The organism is Pseudomonas sp. 300 (assembly GCF_055803035.1).
This window is the reverse complement of sequence record NZ_JAVLRV010000003.1, coordinates 617195-632202: the sequence shown is the minus strand read 5'-3', so window position 1 is coordinate 632202 and position 15008 is coordinate 617195. Positions and strand designations below refer to the sequence as shown.

General features: G+C 59.2%; 12 protein-coding genes. 6 read left to right on the top strand and 6 right to left on the bottom strand.

Annotated elements, in window-relative coordinates; genetic code table 11:
• Positions 1-70: 70 nt before the first annotated feature.
• Positions 71-943 (top strand): pyridoxal kinase PdxY, encoded by an 873-nt coding sequence (gene pdxY, locus Q7W83_RS28285; RefSeq protein ID WP_150630603.1) that lies wholly within the window; start codon positions 71-73, stop codon positions 941-943.
• Positions 944-1032: 89 nt separating this feature from the next.
• Here pdxY and Q7W83_RS28280 read toward each other — a convergent pair whose 3' ends face one another.
• The gene (locus tag Q7W83_RS28280; RefSeq protein ID WP_150630602.1) at positions 1033-1515 is read right to left on the bottom strand and encodes an acyl-CoA thioesterase; all 483 of its coding nucleotides are present in this window, start codon (positions 1513-1515) and stop codon (positions 1033-1035) included.
• Positions 1516-1716: 201 nt separating this feature from the next.
• Here Q7W83_RS28280 and Q7W83_RS28275 point away from each other — a divergent pair, with 201 nt between their 5' ends.
• Entirely contained in the window at positions 1717-3480 is a 1764-nt protein-coding gene (locus Q7W83_RS28275) for a cation:proton antiporter (RefSeq protein ID WP_150639419.1), read from the top strand.
• Positions 3481-3501: 21 nt separating this feature from the next.
• Here the strand turns inward: Q7W83_RS28275 and Q7W83_RS28270 are convergent, their stop codons facing one another.
• The 3 genes from Q7W83_RS28270 to uvrD all read right to left on the bottom strand — a co-directional run bounded on the left by Q7W83_RS28270 (position 3502) and on the right by uvrD (position 7343).
• The gene (locus Q7W83_RS28270; RefSeq protein WP_003187120.1) at positions 3502-3909 is read right to left on the bottom strand and encodes an SMI1/KNR4 family protein; all 408 of its coding nucleotides are present in this window, start codon (positions 3907-3909) and stop codon (positions 3502-3504) included.
• Between the two features lie 137 nt (positions 3910-4046).
• Positions 4047-4919 (bottom strand): Tim44 domain-containing protein, encoded by an 873-nt coding sequence (locus tag Q7W83_RS28265; RefSeq protein ID WP_473658267.1) that lies wholly within the window; start codon positions 4917-4919, stop codon positions 4047-4049.
• A 240-nt stretch (positions 4920-5159) separates the two neighbouring features.
• Complete coding sequence (gene uvrD, locus Q7W83_RS28260; RefSeq protein WP_150634574.1) at positions 5160-7343, bottom strand: DNA helicase II; 2184 nt, start codon at positions 7341-7343, stop codon at positions 5160-5162.
• Between the two features lie 258 nt (positions 7344-7601).
• Between uvrD and Q7W83_RS28255 the strand changes: the two genes are divergently transcribed.
• Complete coding sequence (locus Q7W83_RS28255; protein WP_458376884.1) at positions 7602-10469, top strand: EAL domain-containing protein; 2868 nt, start codon at positions 7602-7604, stop codon at positions 10467-10469.
• Positions 10470-10529: 60 nt separating this feature from the next.
• On the opposite strand, the gene Q7W83_RS28250 is transcribed toward Q7W83_RS28255, so the two are convergent.
• Positions 10530-10844: a hypothetical protein gene (locus Q7W83_RS28250; protein WP_150634576.1), complete on the bottom strand. Its 315-nt coding sequence runs from the start codon at positions 10842-10844 to the stop codon at positions 10530-10532.
• 353 nt (positions 10845-11197) lie between these two features.
• On the opposite strand from Q7W83_RS28250, the gene hexR reads away from it, so the two are divergent.
• Positions 11198-12064, top strand: a complete 867-nt coding sequence (hexR, locus tag Q7W83_RS28245; RefSeq protein ID WP_008027445.1) for a transcriptional regulator HexR — start codon at positions 11198-11200, stop codon at positions 12062-12064.
• Positions 12065-12280: 216 nt separating this feature from the next.
• Positions 12281-12490 (top strand): PA3496 family putative envelope integrity protein, encoded by a 210-nt coding sequence (locus tag Q7W83_RS28240; protein WP_010465375.1) that lies wholly within the window; start codon positions 12281-12283, stop codon positions 12488-12490.
• Here the strand turns inward: Q7W83_RS28240 and Q7W83_RS28235 are convergent.
• The gene (locus Q7W83_RS28235; RefSeq protein ID WP_150634577.1) at positions 12432-13394 is read right to left on the bottom strand and encodes a LysR family transcriptional regulator; all 963 of its coding nucleotides are present in this window, start codon (positions 13392-13394) and stop codon (positions 12432-12434) included. The genes Q7W83_RS28240 and Q7W83_RS28235 overlap by 59 nt on opposite strands.
• Positions 13395-13584: 190 nt before the next feature.
• Between Q7W83_RS28235 and Q7W83_RS28230 the strand changes: the two genes are divergently transcribed.
• Complete coding sequence (locus Q7W83_RS28230; protein ID WP_150634578.1) at positions 13585-15000, top strand: acetyl-CoA carboxylase biotin carboxylase subunit; 1416 nt, start codon at positions 13585-13587, stop codon at positions 14998-15000.
• The last annotated feature ends 8 nt before the right edge of the window (positions 15001-15008 follow it).

The following is a 15008-nucleotide window of genomic DNA, read 5'->3' as shown; positions in this document are numbered from 1 at the left end:
CTGTCGTACAGGCTGCGTTTAGTCGCATACTGCGCGGCTCGAATTTCAATCGTTTTACGGAACTCACCGCATGAAACGTACGCCCCATCTGCTCGCCATCCAGTCCCACGTGGTGTTCGGCCACGCTGGCAACAGCGCCGCGGTTTTCCCGATGCAGCGGGTCGGGGTGAATGTCTGGCCGCTCAACACCGTGCAGTTCTCCAACCACACCCAATATGGCCAGTGGGCGGGTGAAGTGATGTCGCCGCACCAGATTCCTGAATTGGTCGAAGGCATTGCGGCGATTGGCGAGTTGGGCAATTGCGATGCCGTATTGTCCGGTTACCTTGGCAGTGCGGCGCAGGGCCGGGCGATTCTGACGGGGGTGGCGCGGATCAAATCGATGAATCCCAAGGCGCTGTATCTATGCGATCCGGTGATGGGCCATCCAGAGAAGGGCTGCAGCGTGCCGGCCGAAGTCAGCGATTTCCTGCTGGAAGAAGCGGCTGCCGTGGCGGACTTCATGTGCCCGAACCAGCTGGAGCTGGACAGTTTCTCAGGGCGCAAGCCGCAGTCTCTGTTCGATTGCCTGGCCATGGCGCGAGCGTTGCTGGCGCGCGGCCCGCAAGCGGTGCTGGTCAAGCATCTGTCCTATCCCGGCAAACCGGCGGATGCGTTTGAGATGTTGCTGGTGACGAGTGAAGGCAGTTGGCACCTGCGACGTCCGATGCTGGCGTTTCCGCGTCAGCCGGTGGGCGTCGGCGACCTGACGTCCGGGCTGTTTCTGGCGCGTGTACTGTTGGGAGACAACCTGGTGGCGGCGTTCGAATTTGCTGCGTCGGCAGTGCATGAAGTACTGCTGGAAACCCAGGCGTGCGCCAGTTACGAGCTGGAGCTGGTTCGGGCGCAGGACCGGATTGCGCATCCGCGAGTGCGGTTCGAAGCGACGGCGATCAGTCTCTGATTACGCGTCGCACCCGTTCGCTCACTCCCACATAGATCCCTGTGGGAGTGAGCCTGCTCGCGATGGTTATCTGAAGCTGATAACAGCCCTCAAGCGTCGCCCTTGATCTCCTGATAGCGCTTTTCCAGTTCCTGACGAATCTGACGACGCTGCTGGGCCTGCATGAAACGGCGTTTGTCTTCGCTGTTCTGCGGTTGCAACGGCGGCACGGTGGCCGGTTTACGGTCGTCGTCTACCGCGACCATGGTGAAGAAGCAACTATTGGTGTGGCGCACCGAGCGCTCGCGGATGTTTTCGGTCACCACCTTGATGCCGACCTCCATGGACGTGTTGCCGGTGTAGTTGACCGACGCCAGGAAGGTCACCAGTTCGCCAACATGGATCGGCTCGCGAAAAATTACCTGATCCACCGACAGGGTGACCACGTAGCGGCCGGCATAGCGGCTGGCACAGGCGTAGGCCACTTCGTCCAGGTACTTGAGCAAGGTGCCGCCGTGGACATTGCCAGAGAAGTTGGCCATGTCGGGGGTCATCAGTACCGTCATCGACAGCTGGGCATTTCCGGGTTCCATAGCGTTCTCACGGTTCAAGGCAGGTTTCGGAGGAGTGCACCTCTGTGGGTGCCTGGTCGGTTTTTTCAAACCACAGTTATCGGGACGCCGGGCGGGTGATCGTCGTCACGCCGGATCGATCTGTTTCCATATATTGCACCGCCTTTCTGGCGGAAGTCGCGGTGTTACCCTCCGAAAGTCCACCTTAAGGAGCCCCACACCATGCATGCCATCAGTTTTATTCAGGATTTGGCAGTGATCATGCTGGTCGCAGGTGTGGTGACCGTGCTGTTTCATCGCTTCAAGCAACCGGTGGTGCTCGGCTATATCGTCGCCGGGTTCATCATCGGCCCGCACACGCCACCTTTCGGTCTGATCCACGACGAAGAAACCATCAAGACCCTCGCCGAACTCGGGGTCATTTTCCTGATGTTCTGCCTGGGCCTGGAGTTCAGCCTGCGCAAACTGTTCAAGGTCGGCGCCACGGCGTTTATTGCAGCGTTCCTGGAAATCGTGCTGATGATCTGGATCGGCTATGAAATCGGTCGCTGGTTCGACTGGAACACCATGGACTCGCTGTTCCTCGGCGCGATCCTGGCCATCTCCTCGACCACCATCATCGTCAAGGCACTCAATGACCTGAAGATGAAGAACGAGCGCTTTGCGCAGCTGATTTTCGGTGTGCTGATCGTCGAGGACATTCTCGGCATCGGCATCATCGCGTTGCTGTCGAGCATCGCGGTCAGTGGCACGGTCAGTTCCGGTGAAGTGTTTTCCACGGTCGGCAAACTGTCGCTGTTCATGATCGTGGCACTGGTGATTGGGATTCTGCTGGTGCCGCGGCTACTGGCCTACGTGGCCAAATTCGAAAGCAACGAGATGCTGTTGATCACCGTGCTGGGCCTGTGTTTCGGCTTCTGCCTGTTGGTGGTGAAGCTCGAATACAGCATGGTGCTTGGCGCGTTTCTGATTGGCGCGATCATGGCTGAATCCCGCCAGTTGCTGAAGATCGAACGCTTGATCGAGCCGGTTCGCGATCTGTTCAGTGCGATCTTTTTTGTGGCCATCGGGCTGATGCTCGACCCGATGATTTTGCTGCAATACGCGTGGCCGATTGCGGTGATCACTGTGGCCGTGGTGCTCGGAAAGATGTTGTCCTGCGGTCTCGGTGCCTTTATTGCCGGCAATGACGGACGCACCTCACTGCGCGTGGGAATGGGGCTTTCGCAGATTGGCGAATTTTCTTTCATCATCGCGGCCTTGGGCATGACCTTGCAGGTCACCAGCAACTTCCTCTACCCGGTCGCTGTGGCGGTGTCGGTGATTACCACGCTGCTGACGCCTTATCTGATCCGCGCCGCCGACCCGCTGTCGATCAAACTGGCTGGCGTGATACCGAAGCGGTTGGGCCGCGTATTGGGGATGTACGGCGAATGGCTGCGCAGCATCCAGCCTCAGGGCGAAGGTGCGCTGCTGGCGTCGATGATCCGGCGGATTCTGTTGCAGGTGGGCGTCAATCTGGCGCTGGTGATTGCGATTTTCTTCTCAGGCGCTTTCTTCGCCGAGCGCATGTCCACGTACCTGGAGGACTGGATCAGCGACCCGAGCTGGCAGAAAGCATTGATCTGGGGCGGGGCATTGTTGTTGTCGCTGCCATTCCTGATCGCCGCCTATCGCAAGCTCAAGGCGCTGTCGATGTTGTTGGCGGAGATGGGCGTGAAGCCGGAGATGGCTGGCCGGCACACGCAGCGAGTGCGTCGTGTGATCGCCGAAGTGATCCCGATCCTGTCGCTGCTGGTGATCTTCCTGCTGTTGGCAGCCTTGTCGGCCAGTATTCTGCCGACCAACAAGTTGCTGGTGTTGATTGTCGTGGTCGCGGCTGCTGTGGCAGCGCTGCTTTGGCGCTGGTTCATCCGCGTGCACACGCGGATGCAGGTGGCCTTGCTGGAAACCCTGGACAATCACAAGGAATCTTCGGGGCATTGACCACGTGGCGCGTCAGACGACTCAGCTTTCCAGCCAGACGTCTCGCGCCCAGTGCCACACCGATTCCCAGGTTTCCTCGGCGATCAGCTCTTCTTCGGCTTGCCACAGCACGACAGTGCCGTCTTCCTCGACGCAGTAGTAGTCGTCACCGTCCTGGCAGATCGGGATCAGGCTGCGATCGACACCGGCGTCCCAGGCGTTGGCGGCAACGTCGGGCAGGTAGGTGTGGGATTGCGGGTCGGTGACGGTCACCGGCTCCAGGCTGCCGTAGACCACGTCGCTGACGGTCAGCAAAAATTCTCTGAAAACAAACGGAATGTCGATGAACAGTTGTTCTTCGATTTCGACCAGCAGATCTTCGTCGGGCAGCTCCAGGGGGACCGGTACCGGTTCGTTGGCTTCACGCAGTTGTTCGATGATTTCTTCCACGTCCGGGATCCTCGTGCTTGTATGGCGCGGTTTAGTTGGGGCGGTTTATACAGTAGCTCGCTATAGATGCAACCGTGAAATAGAAAACCCCGGCCGAGGCCGGGGCTTTTGTTGCGACACATTTAACGCGGGTCGGTTCAGCCGTTCTGGCGGATACCGGCTACCAGCCAAGGCTGGTTTTCACCCTGTGGACGTTCCATGTTCCAGCTTTCGCTGAACACTTCGCCCTGGTCGAAACGCGAAGTTTTCGACACGCCGCTGAAGGTCAGGGTGGCGATGGTCTTGTCGGCGCGATCATCGACGCCATCCAGTTGAACATTGAGGTCATCAATGTAGGTGGACTGGAAGCCCTCACCCAGATCGGCACGTTCGCGCTTGAGGAACTCGAGCAATTGCGGGGTCACGAACTCGGCGATCTTGTCCATTTCGTTGGCGTCCCAGTTTTGCTGCAGGGACTGGAAGTGGTTGCGGGCCGCTTCAATGAAGTTCTTTTCATTGAACCAGGCCGGCGCGTTGATGACCGGACGAGCGGCAGCAGGCGCGGCCGAGCCACCGAAGATCGAGCCCATGGCGGATGGCTTTTGCTCGAACACTTCACGCTGCATCGGCGCGCCAGCCGGAGCCAGGTGCTCCTGCTGCTTGCGACGACGAGCGGCGATGAAACGGAAGACCAGGAAGGCGATGACCGCCATGATCAGGATGTCGAAGATCTGCATGCCCTGGAAGCCGCCGCCCATGAACATGGAGGCCAGCAGGCCACCGGCAGCAATGCCGGCCAGAGGGCCGAGCCAGCGCGACGCACCGCCGGCCTTGGCCGCAGCGCCAGCGGCACCGGCCGCGCCTGCAGTGGCCGCAGCGCCACCTGCAGCAGAAGAAGGAGCCATTTGGCTGGTCTGGTGAGTCGGCGCAGCGCCGGAGCTCTTGCCGCCACCAAAGCGCTTGGCGTTGGCGTCGAGGCTCATCGTCAGGCCGATGCACAACGCCATGGCGATGCTAAGAAAACGTTTCATAAAGGGAATTCCCATTTGTGGAAGGCACGCGCGCCATGTTGCACAGCTGAAGTGTTACTGGCTAGCGGCAGAGTGTTTCGGGCTTTTGCCTGACAGGTTGCGTTCAGCTTCAGTCAGGGCATTAAGGCCTGTAAACTTTGGTCTGTAGGACGAGTGGATAAGTTCTGTAGGAATGATGTCCGACCGGACGAACTCTGTGGGAGCGAGCAGGCTCGCTCCCACGTTGAATCAATGGGGGCTTTAGATCGCTTCCAGCTTGGCGTAACCGAGCATCAGCCACTTGCTGCCTTCGCTGAAGTTCACCTGCACCCGCGCCTGAGCCCCGGCGCCTTCGAAGTTCAGGATCACGCCATCGCCAAACACTGAGTGCCGAACGGCCTGGCCGAGGCTGAACCCGGTATCCGGAATCTCACTTCCGCCGAACAGACTGCTGGAACTCTGCTGCTGACCGCCGCCGAACGGACGGCTGACGCTGTTGGATAGCCGCACTTCCTGGATCAGGCCTTTCGGCACTTCACGTACGAAACGCGACACCTTGTTGTAGGTTTCGCTGCCATACAGGCGTCGGGTTTCCGCGTAGGTCATCACCAGGTTCTGCATGGCCCGGGTGATGCCGACATAAGCCAGACGCCGTTCTTCCTCAAGACGTCCCGGTTCTTCCAGGCTCATCTTGTGCGGGAACAGGCCTTCTTCCATGCCCACCAGGAACACGTAGGGGAATTCCAGGCCTTTGGCGCTGTGCAAAGTCATCAACTGAATGCTGTCTTCGTGCTCGTCGGCCTGAGTATCGCCAGCCTCCAGCGACGCATGACCTAGGAACGCCGCCAATGGCGTCAGGTCTTCGTCTTCTTCAGCGTTCTCGAAGTTGCGCGCTGCGCTGACCAGTTCCTCAAGGTTTTCTACCCGGGCCTGGCCTTTCTCGCCTTTTTCCGCTTCGTGGTAAGCAATCAGTCCGGACTGCTCGATGACGGTCTGGGTCATCAAGTGCAGTGGCATTTCCATGCATTTGGCGGCGAGGTTCTCGATCAGCTCGATAAACGCGCCGAGCGCACCCGCCGCACGGCCGGTAAGGCCTTTATTGGCGACCAGCAGGCGCATGGCCTCCCACATCGACACATCGCTGTGGCGAGCATGGTCGCGAATCGCTTCAACGGTTTTCTCGCCGATGCCACGAGCCGGAACGTTGATCACCCGCTCCAGCGCTGCATCGTTGCCACGACCTTCCAGCAACCGCAGGTAAGCCATGGCGTTCTTGATTTCTGCCCGCTCGAAGAAGCGCTGACCGCCATAGATGCGGTACGGAATGCGCTCGCGCAGCAAAGCTTCTTCCAAAACGCGCGACTGGGCGTTGGAGCGGTACAAAATCGCGATATCGCTGCGAGCCAGGCCGGTTTTCAGCGCGCTTTCGATGGTTTCCACCACGTAGCGTGCTTCGTCGTGTTCGTTGAACGCCGCGTACAGATTGATCGCTTCGCCTTCGCCGCCATCGGTCCACAGCTCTTTGCCCATACGCCCGGTGTTGTTGGCAATCAGGGCGTTGGCCGCTTTGAGGATGCCGGCGGTGGAGCGGTAGTTCTGCTCCAGACGAATGGTCTCGGCGTCCGGGAAATCGTCGGAGTACTGGTAGATGTTCTCGATTTTCGCGCCGCGCCAGCCGTAGATCGACTGATCGTCGTCGCCGACCACCATCAGGCTGTCGCCCCCCTTGGCCAGCAGACGCAACCAGGCGTACTGCACGGCGTTGGTGTCCTGGAACTCGTCCACCAGAATGTGCCGGAAGCGCTTCTGATAGTGCGCCAGCAACCCCGGGTGATCGCGCCACAGATCGAGGGCGCGCAGCAGCAGTTCGGAGAAGTCGATGACGCCAGCGCGCAGGCACGCGGCCTCATAGGCTTCATAAATGCTGCGCATGGTCGCCAGGAACAGATCGCCGCTGGCTTGAATGTGTTGCGGACGCAGACCTTCGTCTTTCTGCCCGTTGATGAACCACTGGGCCTGACGGGCCGGCCAGCGTTGCTCGTCCAGGCCCAGCTCGCGGATCACCCGCTTGACCAAGCGTTGCTGGTCGTCGCTGTCGAGAATCTGGAAGGTCTGGCTCAGGCCGGCTTCCTGCCAGTGCGCCCGCAGCAAGCGGTGCGCAAGGCCGTGGAAGGTGCCAACCCACATGCCGGCCGGGTTAAGACCCATCAGCTGCTCGATGCGATGACGCATCTCGGCTGCGGCCTTGTTGGTAAAGGTCACCGACAGGATTGAGTGGGGCGAGGCGTTCTCGACCTGGATCAACCAGGCGATACGGTGCACCAGCACTCGGGTTTTACCGGAACCAGCACCGGCCAGGACCAACTGACGACCCACGGAGGCAGCTACGGCCTGGCGTTGGGCATCGTTGAGGGAGTTCAGCAGAAGGGAGAGATCATCGCGCATCGGGGCATTCTAGGGGGAGGCGTCACACCGGGCAAACCCCGCTTTGCTTTAGCCGATGAAAGATACGCGCAGGACGACCGGTCGGTCACTGGCTGCAGGCGTTGGCGGGGCTCGCTTCCAGCGTTTTCGGGGGGCAAAGGTCCTTCGGACTTTAGTAAAAATTATGATCTGGAGCTGTTTGGTAAGGGCATTGGCTTGTGTATGCTCCGTCCACGTTTCGGGCTCATGCTCATCATTATAAGAACAAGAACATTGCCTATGACCCTCAGCTCCGACCTGTCGGGCCCCACTGTGGAGCCCCGGGTTATCCGCAAACAGTACGCCATGGAAATGGCGGTCGAGCGCACGCGCCTGCTTTATCAAGGCTCGTTGCTGCCGACGCTGTTCATGCTGATCAATGGCCTGGTGTGCGCGGGATTGCTCTGGAGTCCGCAGCGCTACTTCCTGGTCAGCGTCTGGCTGGTGTGGCTGTTGTCGCTGGTGGCGTTGCGTGTGATTCAGGTCGCCGCTTTCGATTCGGCCATTCCCCATCGTCAGGCGCATCCGATCTGGCGTCGCATGTTTTTGCTCGGTTCGGCCATGACCGGCCTGACCCTCGCCGGCGCCGGCATCGCCCTGGTGCCCGCCGACAATTTCATCCAGCAAGCCTGGGTGTTTGGCCTGATCGGCGCGGCAGCGCTTTCGGCCAGCGTGGCCTACGCGGTCAGTCTTCCGGCCTTTCTATCCTTTACCTTGCCGTGTCTTTTGCCGGCCATTGCCTATTTATTCTGGGGCGGCGACCCGCAGGAGCAGGGCTGGGGCTGGTTCGGCCTGATTTTGCTGGGGGCGTTGAGCGTGGTCGCCTGGCAGGTCAATCGGCTGATTGACCGCGGGTTGTTGCGTCGCTTCCAGAATCAGGCACTGATCGAGCACTTGCAGCAGGCCCAGAGCTGTAGCGACCAGTTGAACCACGATCTGGCCAAAGAAATCGATCAGCGCCGTCGTGCCGAAGACGAGTTGCGCGAAATTCAGACTGGACTGGAAAGCCGCGTCGCCCAGCGCAGCCTGGAGTTGGATGCGGCCAACCAGGCCCTGAGCAAAAGTGAGGCGCGCCTGGCGCTGGCGTTGAAGGCCAGTGAGCTGGGGCTATGGGACTGGAACCTGCAAACCGACGAAGTCCATCACACGCATATTCAGGAATTGTTCGGCCTGGAGCCGGAGTTCGTGACGGCCATGTTGCGTCACCTCAAGCCGCGCCTGCATCCCGAGGACTTGCCGTCGCTGAGGCGCGCGCTGGTCGAGCATTTGAAGGGGCGCAGCGAGGACTATCAGATCGAATACCGCGTGCGCCATGGCGATGGTCATTGGGTCTGGATCGAGGACCGCGGTCGAGCGGTTGAGCGCAGCGAAAGCGGCCGGGTGATCCGCATGGTCGGCACCCGCCGTGACATCAGTGCCAGCAAGCGCCAGGAAGCGCAGCAGCAATTGGCCGCGACGGTGTTCGAGGCGGCCAGTGAAGGCATCATGATTTTCGATCCGAATTACGCACTTATCGCGGTAAACCAGGCGTTCAGCCGCTTAACGGGCTATGACATCGACGACATGCTCGGGCGCAATGTGGTGGAGTTGCCGTGCAGTCGCGACGCCCGCCGCCACTATGGGGCGATTCATCAGGCCCTGGAGCAGCACGGCAGTTGGCAGGGCGAACTGGTGGAAACCCGCAAGAACGGCGAGCTGTATCCGCAATGGCTGCAATTGAATGCGGTGCGGGATACGCGGGGAAATGTCAGTCATATTGTCGGCTTCTTCGCCGATCTCTCGGCGCGACGCGAATCCGAAGAGCGCATGCGCTACCTGACTCACTACGATGAACTCACCGGCCTGGCCAACCGCTCGCTGTTCCGCGAAAGGTTGCGCGAAGCCCATCAACGCGGGCGTCAGGGCGGACGCAGTCTGGCGTTGTTGCACATCAACCTTGATCGCTTCAAGTTGCTCAACGACAGCCTTGGCCATGAAATCGCCGATCAGCTGTTGCAGAAGATGGCTCGACGGCTGGTCCATGCACTACCGGAAGCTGACACCATTGCGCGATTGTCCGGCGATGAGTTCGCGGTGCTGTTCGATGCGTACGGCAGCCTCTCAAGCCTGGCGCGAGTGGCGACGCGCCTCTCGAGCAAATTGCGTGTGCCGGTGACTGTCGAGGGGCATGAGTTGGTGGTCAGCGCCTCCATGGGCATTAGCATGTTGCCGGATAACGCCAGGGAAATTTCTGCGTTGGTGAGCCAGTCGAACATGGCGATGCAACATGCCAAACACCTGGGCGGCAACAATTTCCAGTTCTACACCGACAGCCTGCAAGCGAGCACGCTTGAGCGCTTGCAGCTGGAAAACCAATTGCGTAAAGCCATCGAAGAGAAGCAGCTGAAGGTGTTTTACCAACCGAAGCTTTGCCTCGCCACGGGCCGGCTGAATGCCGCCGAGGCTTTGGTGCGCTGGGATCACCCGACCATGGGCAGCGTGCCGCCAGGAGACTTTATCGGTCTGGCCGAGGAAACCGGACTGATCGGCCCGATCGGCGAATTCGTGTTGCGCCAGGCGTGCTGGCAGGCTTGCGAATGGCAGCGCCAGGGGCTGGAGCCGATTCGGGTGTCGGTCAATTTGTCGGTGCATCAGTTGCGACAGGGCAAGCTGGTCAGCCTGGTGCGCCAGGTGTTGGAGGAAACCGGCCTGGCGCCGCACTACCTCGAACTGGAGCTCACGGAAAGCCAGTTGCTGGACAGCGTCGAACACATCATCGCGACCTTCCAGCAGTTGCGTGATCTTGGGGTGAAACTGGCCATCGACGACTTTGGCACCGGGTATTCGTCCCTGAGCTACCTCAAGCGCATTCCAGTGGATTACGTGAAGATCGATCAGGCGTTTATCCGCGGTCTGGGGGAGGGCAGTGTGGATGCCGCGATCACCCGGGCGATCATCGCCATGGCTCACGGGTTGTCGTTGAAGGTCGTGGCTGAAGGCGTGGAGCGGGCTGAGCAGCTCGAGTTCCTGCAGGCTGAGCGTTGTGATGAAGTGCAGGGGTATCTGATCAGTCGCCCGATAGAAGCGGGTGGGTTGGCGGACCTTCTACGAGCGCAATCCTCTCATTGATTGTGCATCGTACAATCAGGCCTTCCCGCCACGTAAAGTGACGGGAAGGTATTTATAGACTTAGTTTGTAATCAGCACTTCATCGATGTGGTGAATTTTTTCGCCGTTATAGAAGATGCTCACGCCGGAAACATTAGAATCCCCCAGCGCTTTATATTCGACAACTTTGTCTGTTTCAACTTGCAGCGAAATGTCGTTGGAGTTTTCAAGAATCAACTCCAGTCGCAGATCAAAGGATTTATCCTGCAGAGCTGTCATCACCAGCTTAGGGGTAATGCCTGTGTGTGCGACGGTTACGGTGCCAGCGGTGCGGAAAGAAGCTGCGCCAGGCATGCGGTCGATTTGTGCGGTCCAGTTTTTGGTTTTAATACTCATAGTGCGTAACTCCTGTAATTAAGTTTGATTGCTCCTGCACGATCAAAGTAACTAGGCGCCGTTGTTTTTGGAAGGGGGGTGTTAGTTGTATTTGTAAGTTTTAGTGTTTAATTAATTTGTTGTAATTGCAACTAAGCTTCGAAAACTTCGAGTAGGTCGATCAGGGGTGGTTGTCAGCCTCAAGGGTGTGCTTCGGTTGCGTTGGAGCACTGACAATGAGTGCTACATGAAGCGCGCACGCCTGAAAACGAGGGATTCGGTTACGCATTGAGCAGGCAAAAAGCCAATTCATGTAGTATAACTACAAGCTTGCTACATCCCCGGCACCTGCCAATAACAAAGAGTCCAGCCCCTTGAATCTGCTGCAACACATCGCCCAGTCACGCCACCTGTTACGCAAGTCGGAGCTGAAGGTCGCCGACCACGTGCTGCTTGATCCAGCGGCGGTGATGCACAGTTCCATGGCCGACCTGGCCCACAGCGTGGGCATCAGCGAACCGACCATCGTGCGGTTCTGCCGCGCCATTGGTTGTTCCGGGTTTCAGGATCTGAAATTAAAACTGGCGCAGAGCCTCGCGGCGGGTGCGAGCTTCGGCCAGTTTGCGATCCATGAAGATGATTCTGTCGCCGACTACAGCCTGAAAATCTTCGACACCACCCTGCACACCCTGATGGAGGTTCGCGAGAAGCTCGACCCGGTGGAATTGCAGCGGGCGGTATCGCTGATGTCCCAGGCTCAACGTGTCGAGTTTTATGGTTTTGGCGCCTCGGGTGCCGTGGCGGCGGATGCCCAGCACAAATTCTTCCGTTTGCTGCTGACGGCGGCCGCGTATTCTGACCCGCACATGCAAGCGATGTCGGCGGTCACGTTGAAGCCGACCGACGTCGCAATCTGCATTTCCCAGTCGGGGCGCTCCAAAGACCTGTTGATCACGGCCAACCTGGTGCGCGAAAGCGGCGCCTCGCTGATCACCTTGTGCCCGAGCCAGACACCGCTGGCTGAGCTGTCGACCGTCAATCTCGCGATCGATGTGCACGAAGACACTGAAATCTATACGCCGCTGACCTCGCGCATCGCCCACCTGGTGGTGATCGACGTGTTGGCGATGGGCGTGGCCATGGCGCGCGGGCCGAGCCTGGTCAACCACCTCAAGAGCGTCAAGCGCAGCCTGCGCAGCTTGCGGTTGTCGCCCAAGTCGGTGAAAGCGCTGGACGACTGACGTCGTCGTAAGGTCGTTCCGACCTTGATCGCGAGCAGGCTCGCTCCCACAGGGGCCGCGTCCGTCAGAACAACTCGGTCAAATGTGGGAGCGAGCCTGCTCGCGATGGCGTCATCGAAAACGCCGAAGATTCACATCCCTGTAACTCACCCGCCGCCAAACCGTCATCCCTCGGGCCCATCCTGTAACTCCCGTACTCGCCTTGGGAGACTCGAAATGGCCCAGCCCTACGAAGAACGCAACAGCGCCGTTAAAACCCGTCGTCAGCAAGAAGACCAGCGCCGCATGGAATTTCGCCGCGCCATCGAAGATCGCTGCGAGCGCCGCCAGCTGCTGGCCGAGATCGGCGATTTTTCTGATCTGGAACTCAACTACTGGCAGGCAGCGCCCGCAACTTCCCGTCGAAACGCTCAACCAGGGCGCTGATCTGCACCCGTTCGCTGCGGATAAACGCAAGGAATGCGTGGGCCACCGGCGACAGCCGTTTGGCCTTGGCCTGCACCAGGCACCAACTGCGAAACAGCGGCAGTTCTTCGACCGGTAGCTCGATCAGTCCACCGGTCGCCAATTCAAGGTTCAGGGCGTGGCGCGTCAACAGCGCAACGCCCAGACCCGCCAGCACACATTCACGCTGCGCTTCGGCCGATGCGACCTCCTGGGTCTGGTTGAAGTGCACGCGCTTTTCCTTGAAATACTCTTCGCACGCCAGTCGCGTACCCGAGCCGGGCTCGCGCAGTAGCAGTGTGTAGGGTTCGAGGTCCTGCAAGCGCAGCGGGCCCATGTGGCACAGCGGATGATCCGGTGGCGCCACGGCCACGATCGGATTGTTGAGGAATGGCAGAAACTCCAGCCCCATGTCCTGCGGCACCATGGACATGATCACCAGGTCATCGCGGTTGTCGGAGAGGCGGCGGATCACTTGCCCTCGGTTGACCACCGTCAGTTGCAGGTTCACTTCCGGATGCTGGCGTTTGAACGCGGCAAACAGGTGTGGCACGAAATACTTCGCGCTGGATTCCACTGCCAGCTTCAATTGGCCTTGCAGCGAGCCCTGCATGTCCGACAGCTGCATGTCGAGGTTTTCCAGGCGCCCGAAAATGTCCCGACTGGCACGTTGAAGAGCTTCGGCGGCTTCCGTCATATAGAGTTTTTTGCCGACGTAATCGAACAGCGGCTGACCAATCAGCTCCTCAAGTTGACGAATTTGTAAGCTCACAGCAGGTTGTGTAAGCGACATTTCGTCGGCCGCGCGGCTGTATGACCGTAAATCACAGACCTCATTGAAGATCTGCAATTGACGTAATGTCATACGCATCAATGACTTACGCATTATTTGAGCGCTCCCACAGCAGGCTGATAAATCAACTATAAGTCTTTACTTATGCCTGACCCAATAATTAATCATTTTTGTTTATTCCTTGTGGGGACTAGTGTGGGGCTGCGACTAAATTGAAACATTTGGTCACGCGTCGACCTGGTCTAGCAGGTCGTGGGTACCACCGGCTCAAGGGAACCTCCAAGTGATAACAAAGATCCTGATCGCCAACCGTGGTGAGATTGCCGTACGAATCGTGCGTGCCTGCGCCGAGATGGGCATTCGCTCGGTCGCGATCTATTCCGACGCCGACCGCCATGCCTTGCATGTGAAGCGCGCGGATGAAGCTCACAGCATCGGTGCCGAGCCCCTGGCTGGTTACCTGAATGCGCGCAAGCTGGTGAATCTGGCGGTAGAAACCGGTTGTGATGCGTTGCATCCCGGCTACGGTTTCCTCTCGGAAAACGCTGAACTGGCAGATATTTGCGCAGAACGCGGCATCAAGTTCATCGGTCCATCGGCTGAAGTGATTCGTCGCATGGGCGACAAGACTGAAGCCCGCCGCAGCATGATCAAGGCTGGCGTACCCGTCACCCCAGGCACCGAGGGCAACGTCGCGGACATCGCCGAAGCGTTGATCGAAGGCGACCGCATCGGTTATCCGGTGATGCTCAAGGCGACTTCCGGTGGTGGTGGCCGTGGTATCCGTCGCTGCGACAGCCGTGAAGAACTTGAACAAGCATTCCCTCGGGTCATTTCCGAAGCCACCAAGGCCTTCGGTTCGGCGGAAGTGTTCCTCGAAAAATGCATCGTCAATCCAAAACACATCGAAGCGCAGATCCTCGGTGACAGTTTTGGCAACGTGGTGCACCTGTTCGAGCGTGACTGCTCGATCCAGCGCCGTAACCAGAAGCTCATCGAGATCGCCCCGAGCCCGCAATTGACCCCGGAACAGCGCGCCTACATCGGCGACCTGTCGGTGCGTGCGGCCAAGGCCGTGGGCTACGAGAACGCCGGTACCGTGGAGTTCCTGCTCGCCGAGGGCGAGGTGTACTTCATGGAGATGAACACCCGGGTGCAGGTAGAACACACCATCACCGAAGAAATCACCGGCATCGACATCGTGCGTGAACAGATCCGCATCGCGTCGGGCCTGCCGCTTTCGGTGAAACAGGAAGACATCCAGCACCGCGGTTTCGCCCTGCAATTCCGGATCAACGCCGAAGACCCGAAAAACAACTTCCTGCCGAGTTTCGGCAAGATCACCCGTTACTACGCACCCGGCGGTCCTGGTGTGCGTACCGACACGGCGATCTACACCGGCTACACCATTCCGCCGTTCTACGACTCCATGTGTCTGAAACTGGTGGTGTGGGCGCTGACCTGGGAAGAAGCGATGGACCGTGGCTTGCGCGCCCTCGACGACATGCGTCTGCAAGGGGTCAAGACCACCGCCGCCTACTACCAGGAAATTCTGCGTAACCCGGAATTCCGTAGCGGCCAGTTCAACACCAGCTTCGTTGAAAGCCACCCGGAACTGACCAACTACTCGATCAAGCGCAAACCCGAAGAGCTGGCCCTGGCCATCGCCGCCGCCATCGCCGCCCACGCAGGCCTGTGAGGAAAAGA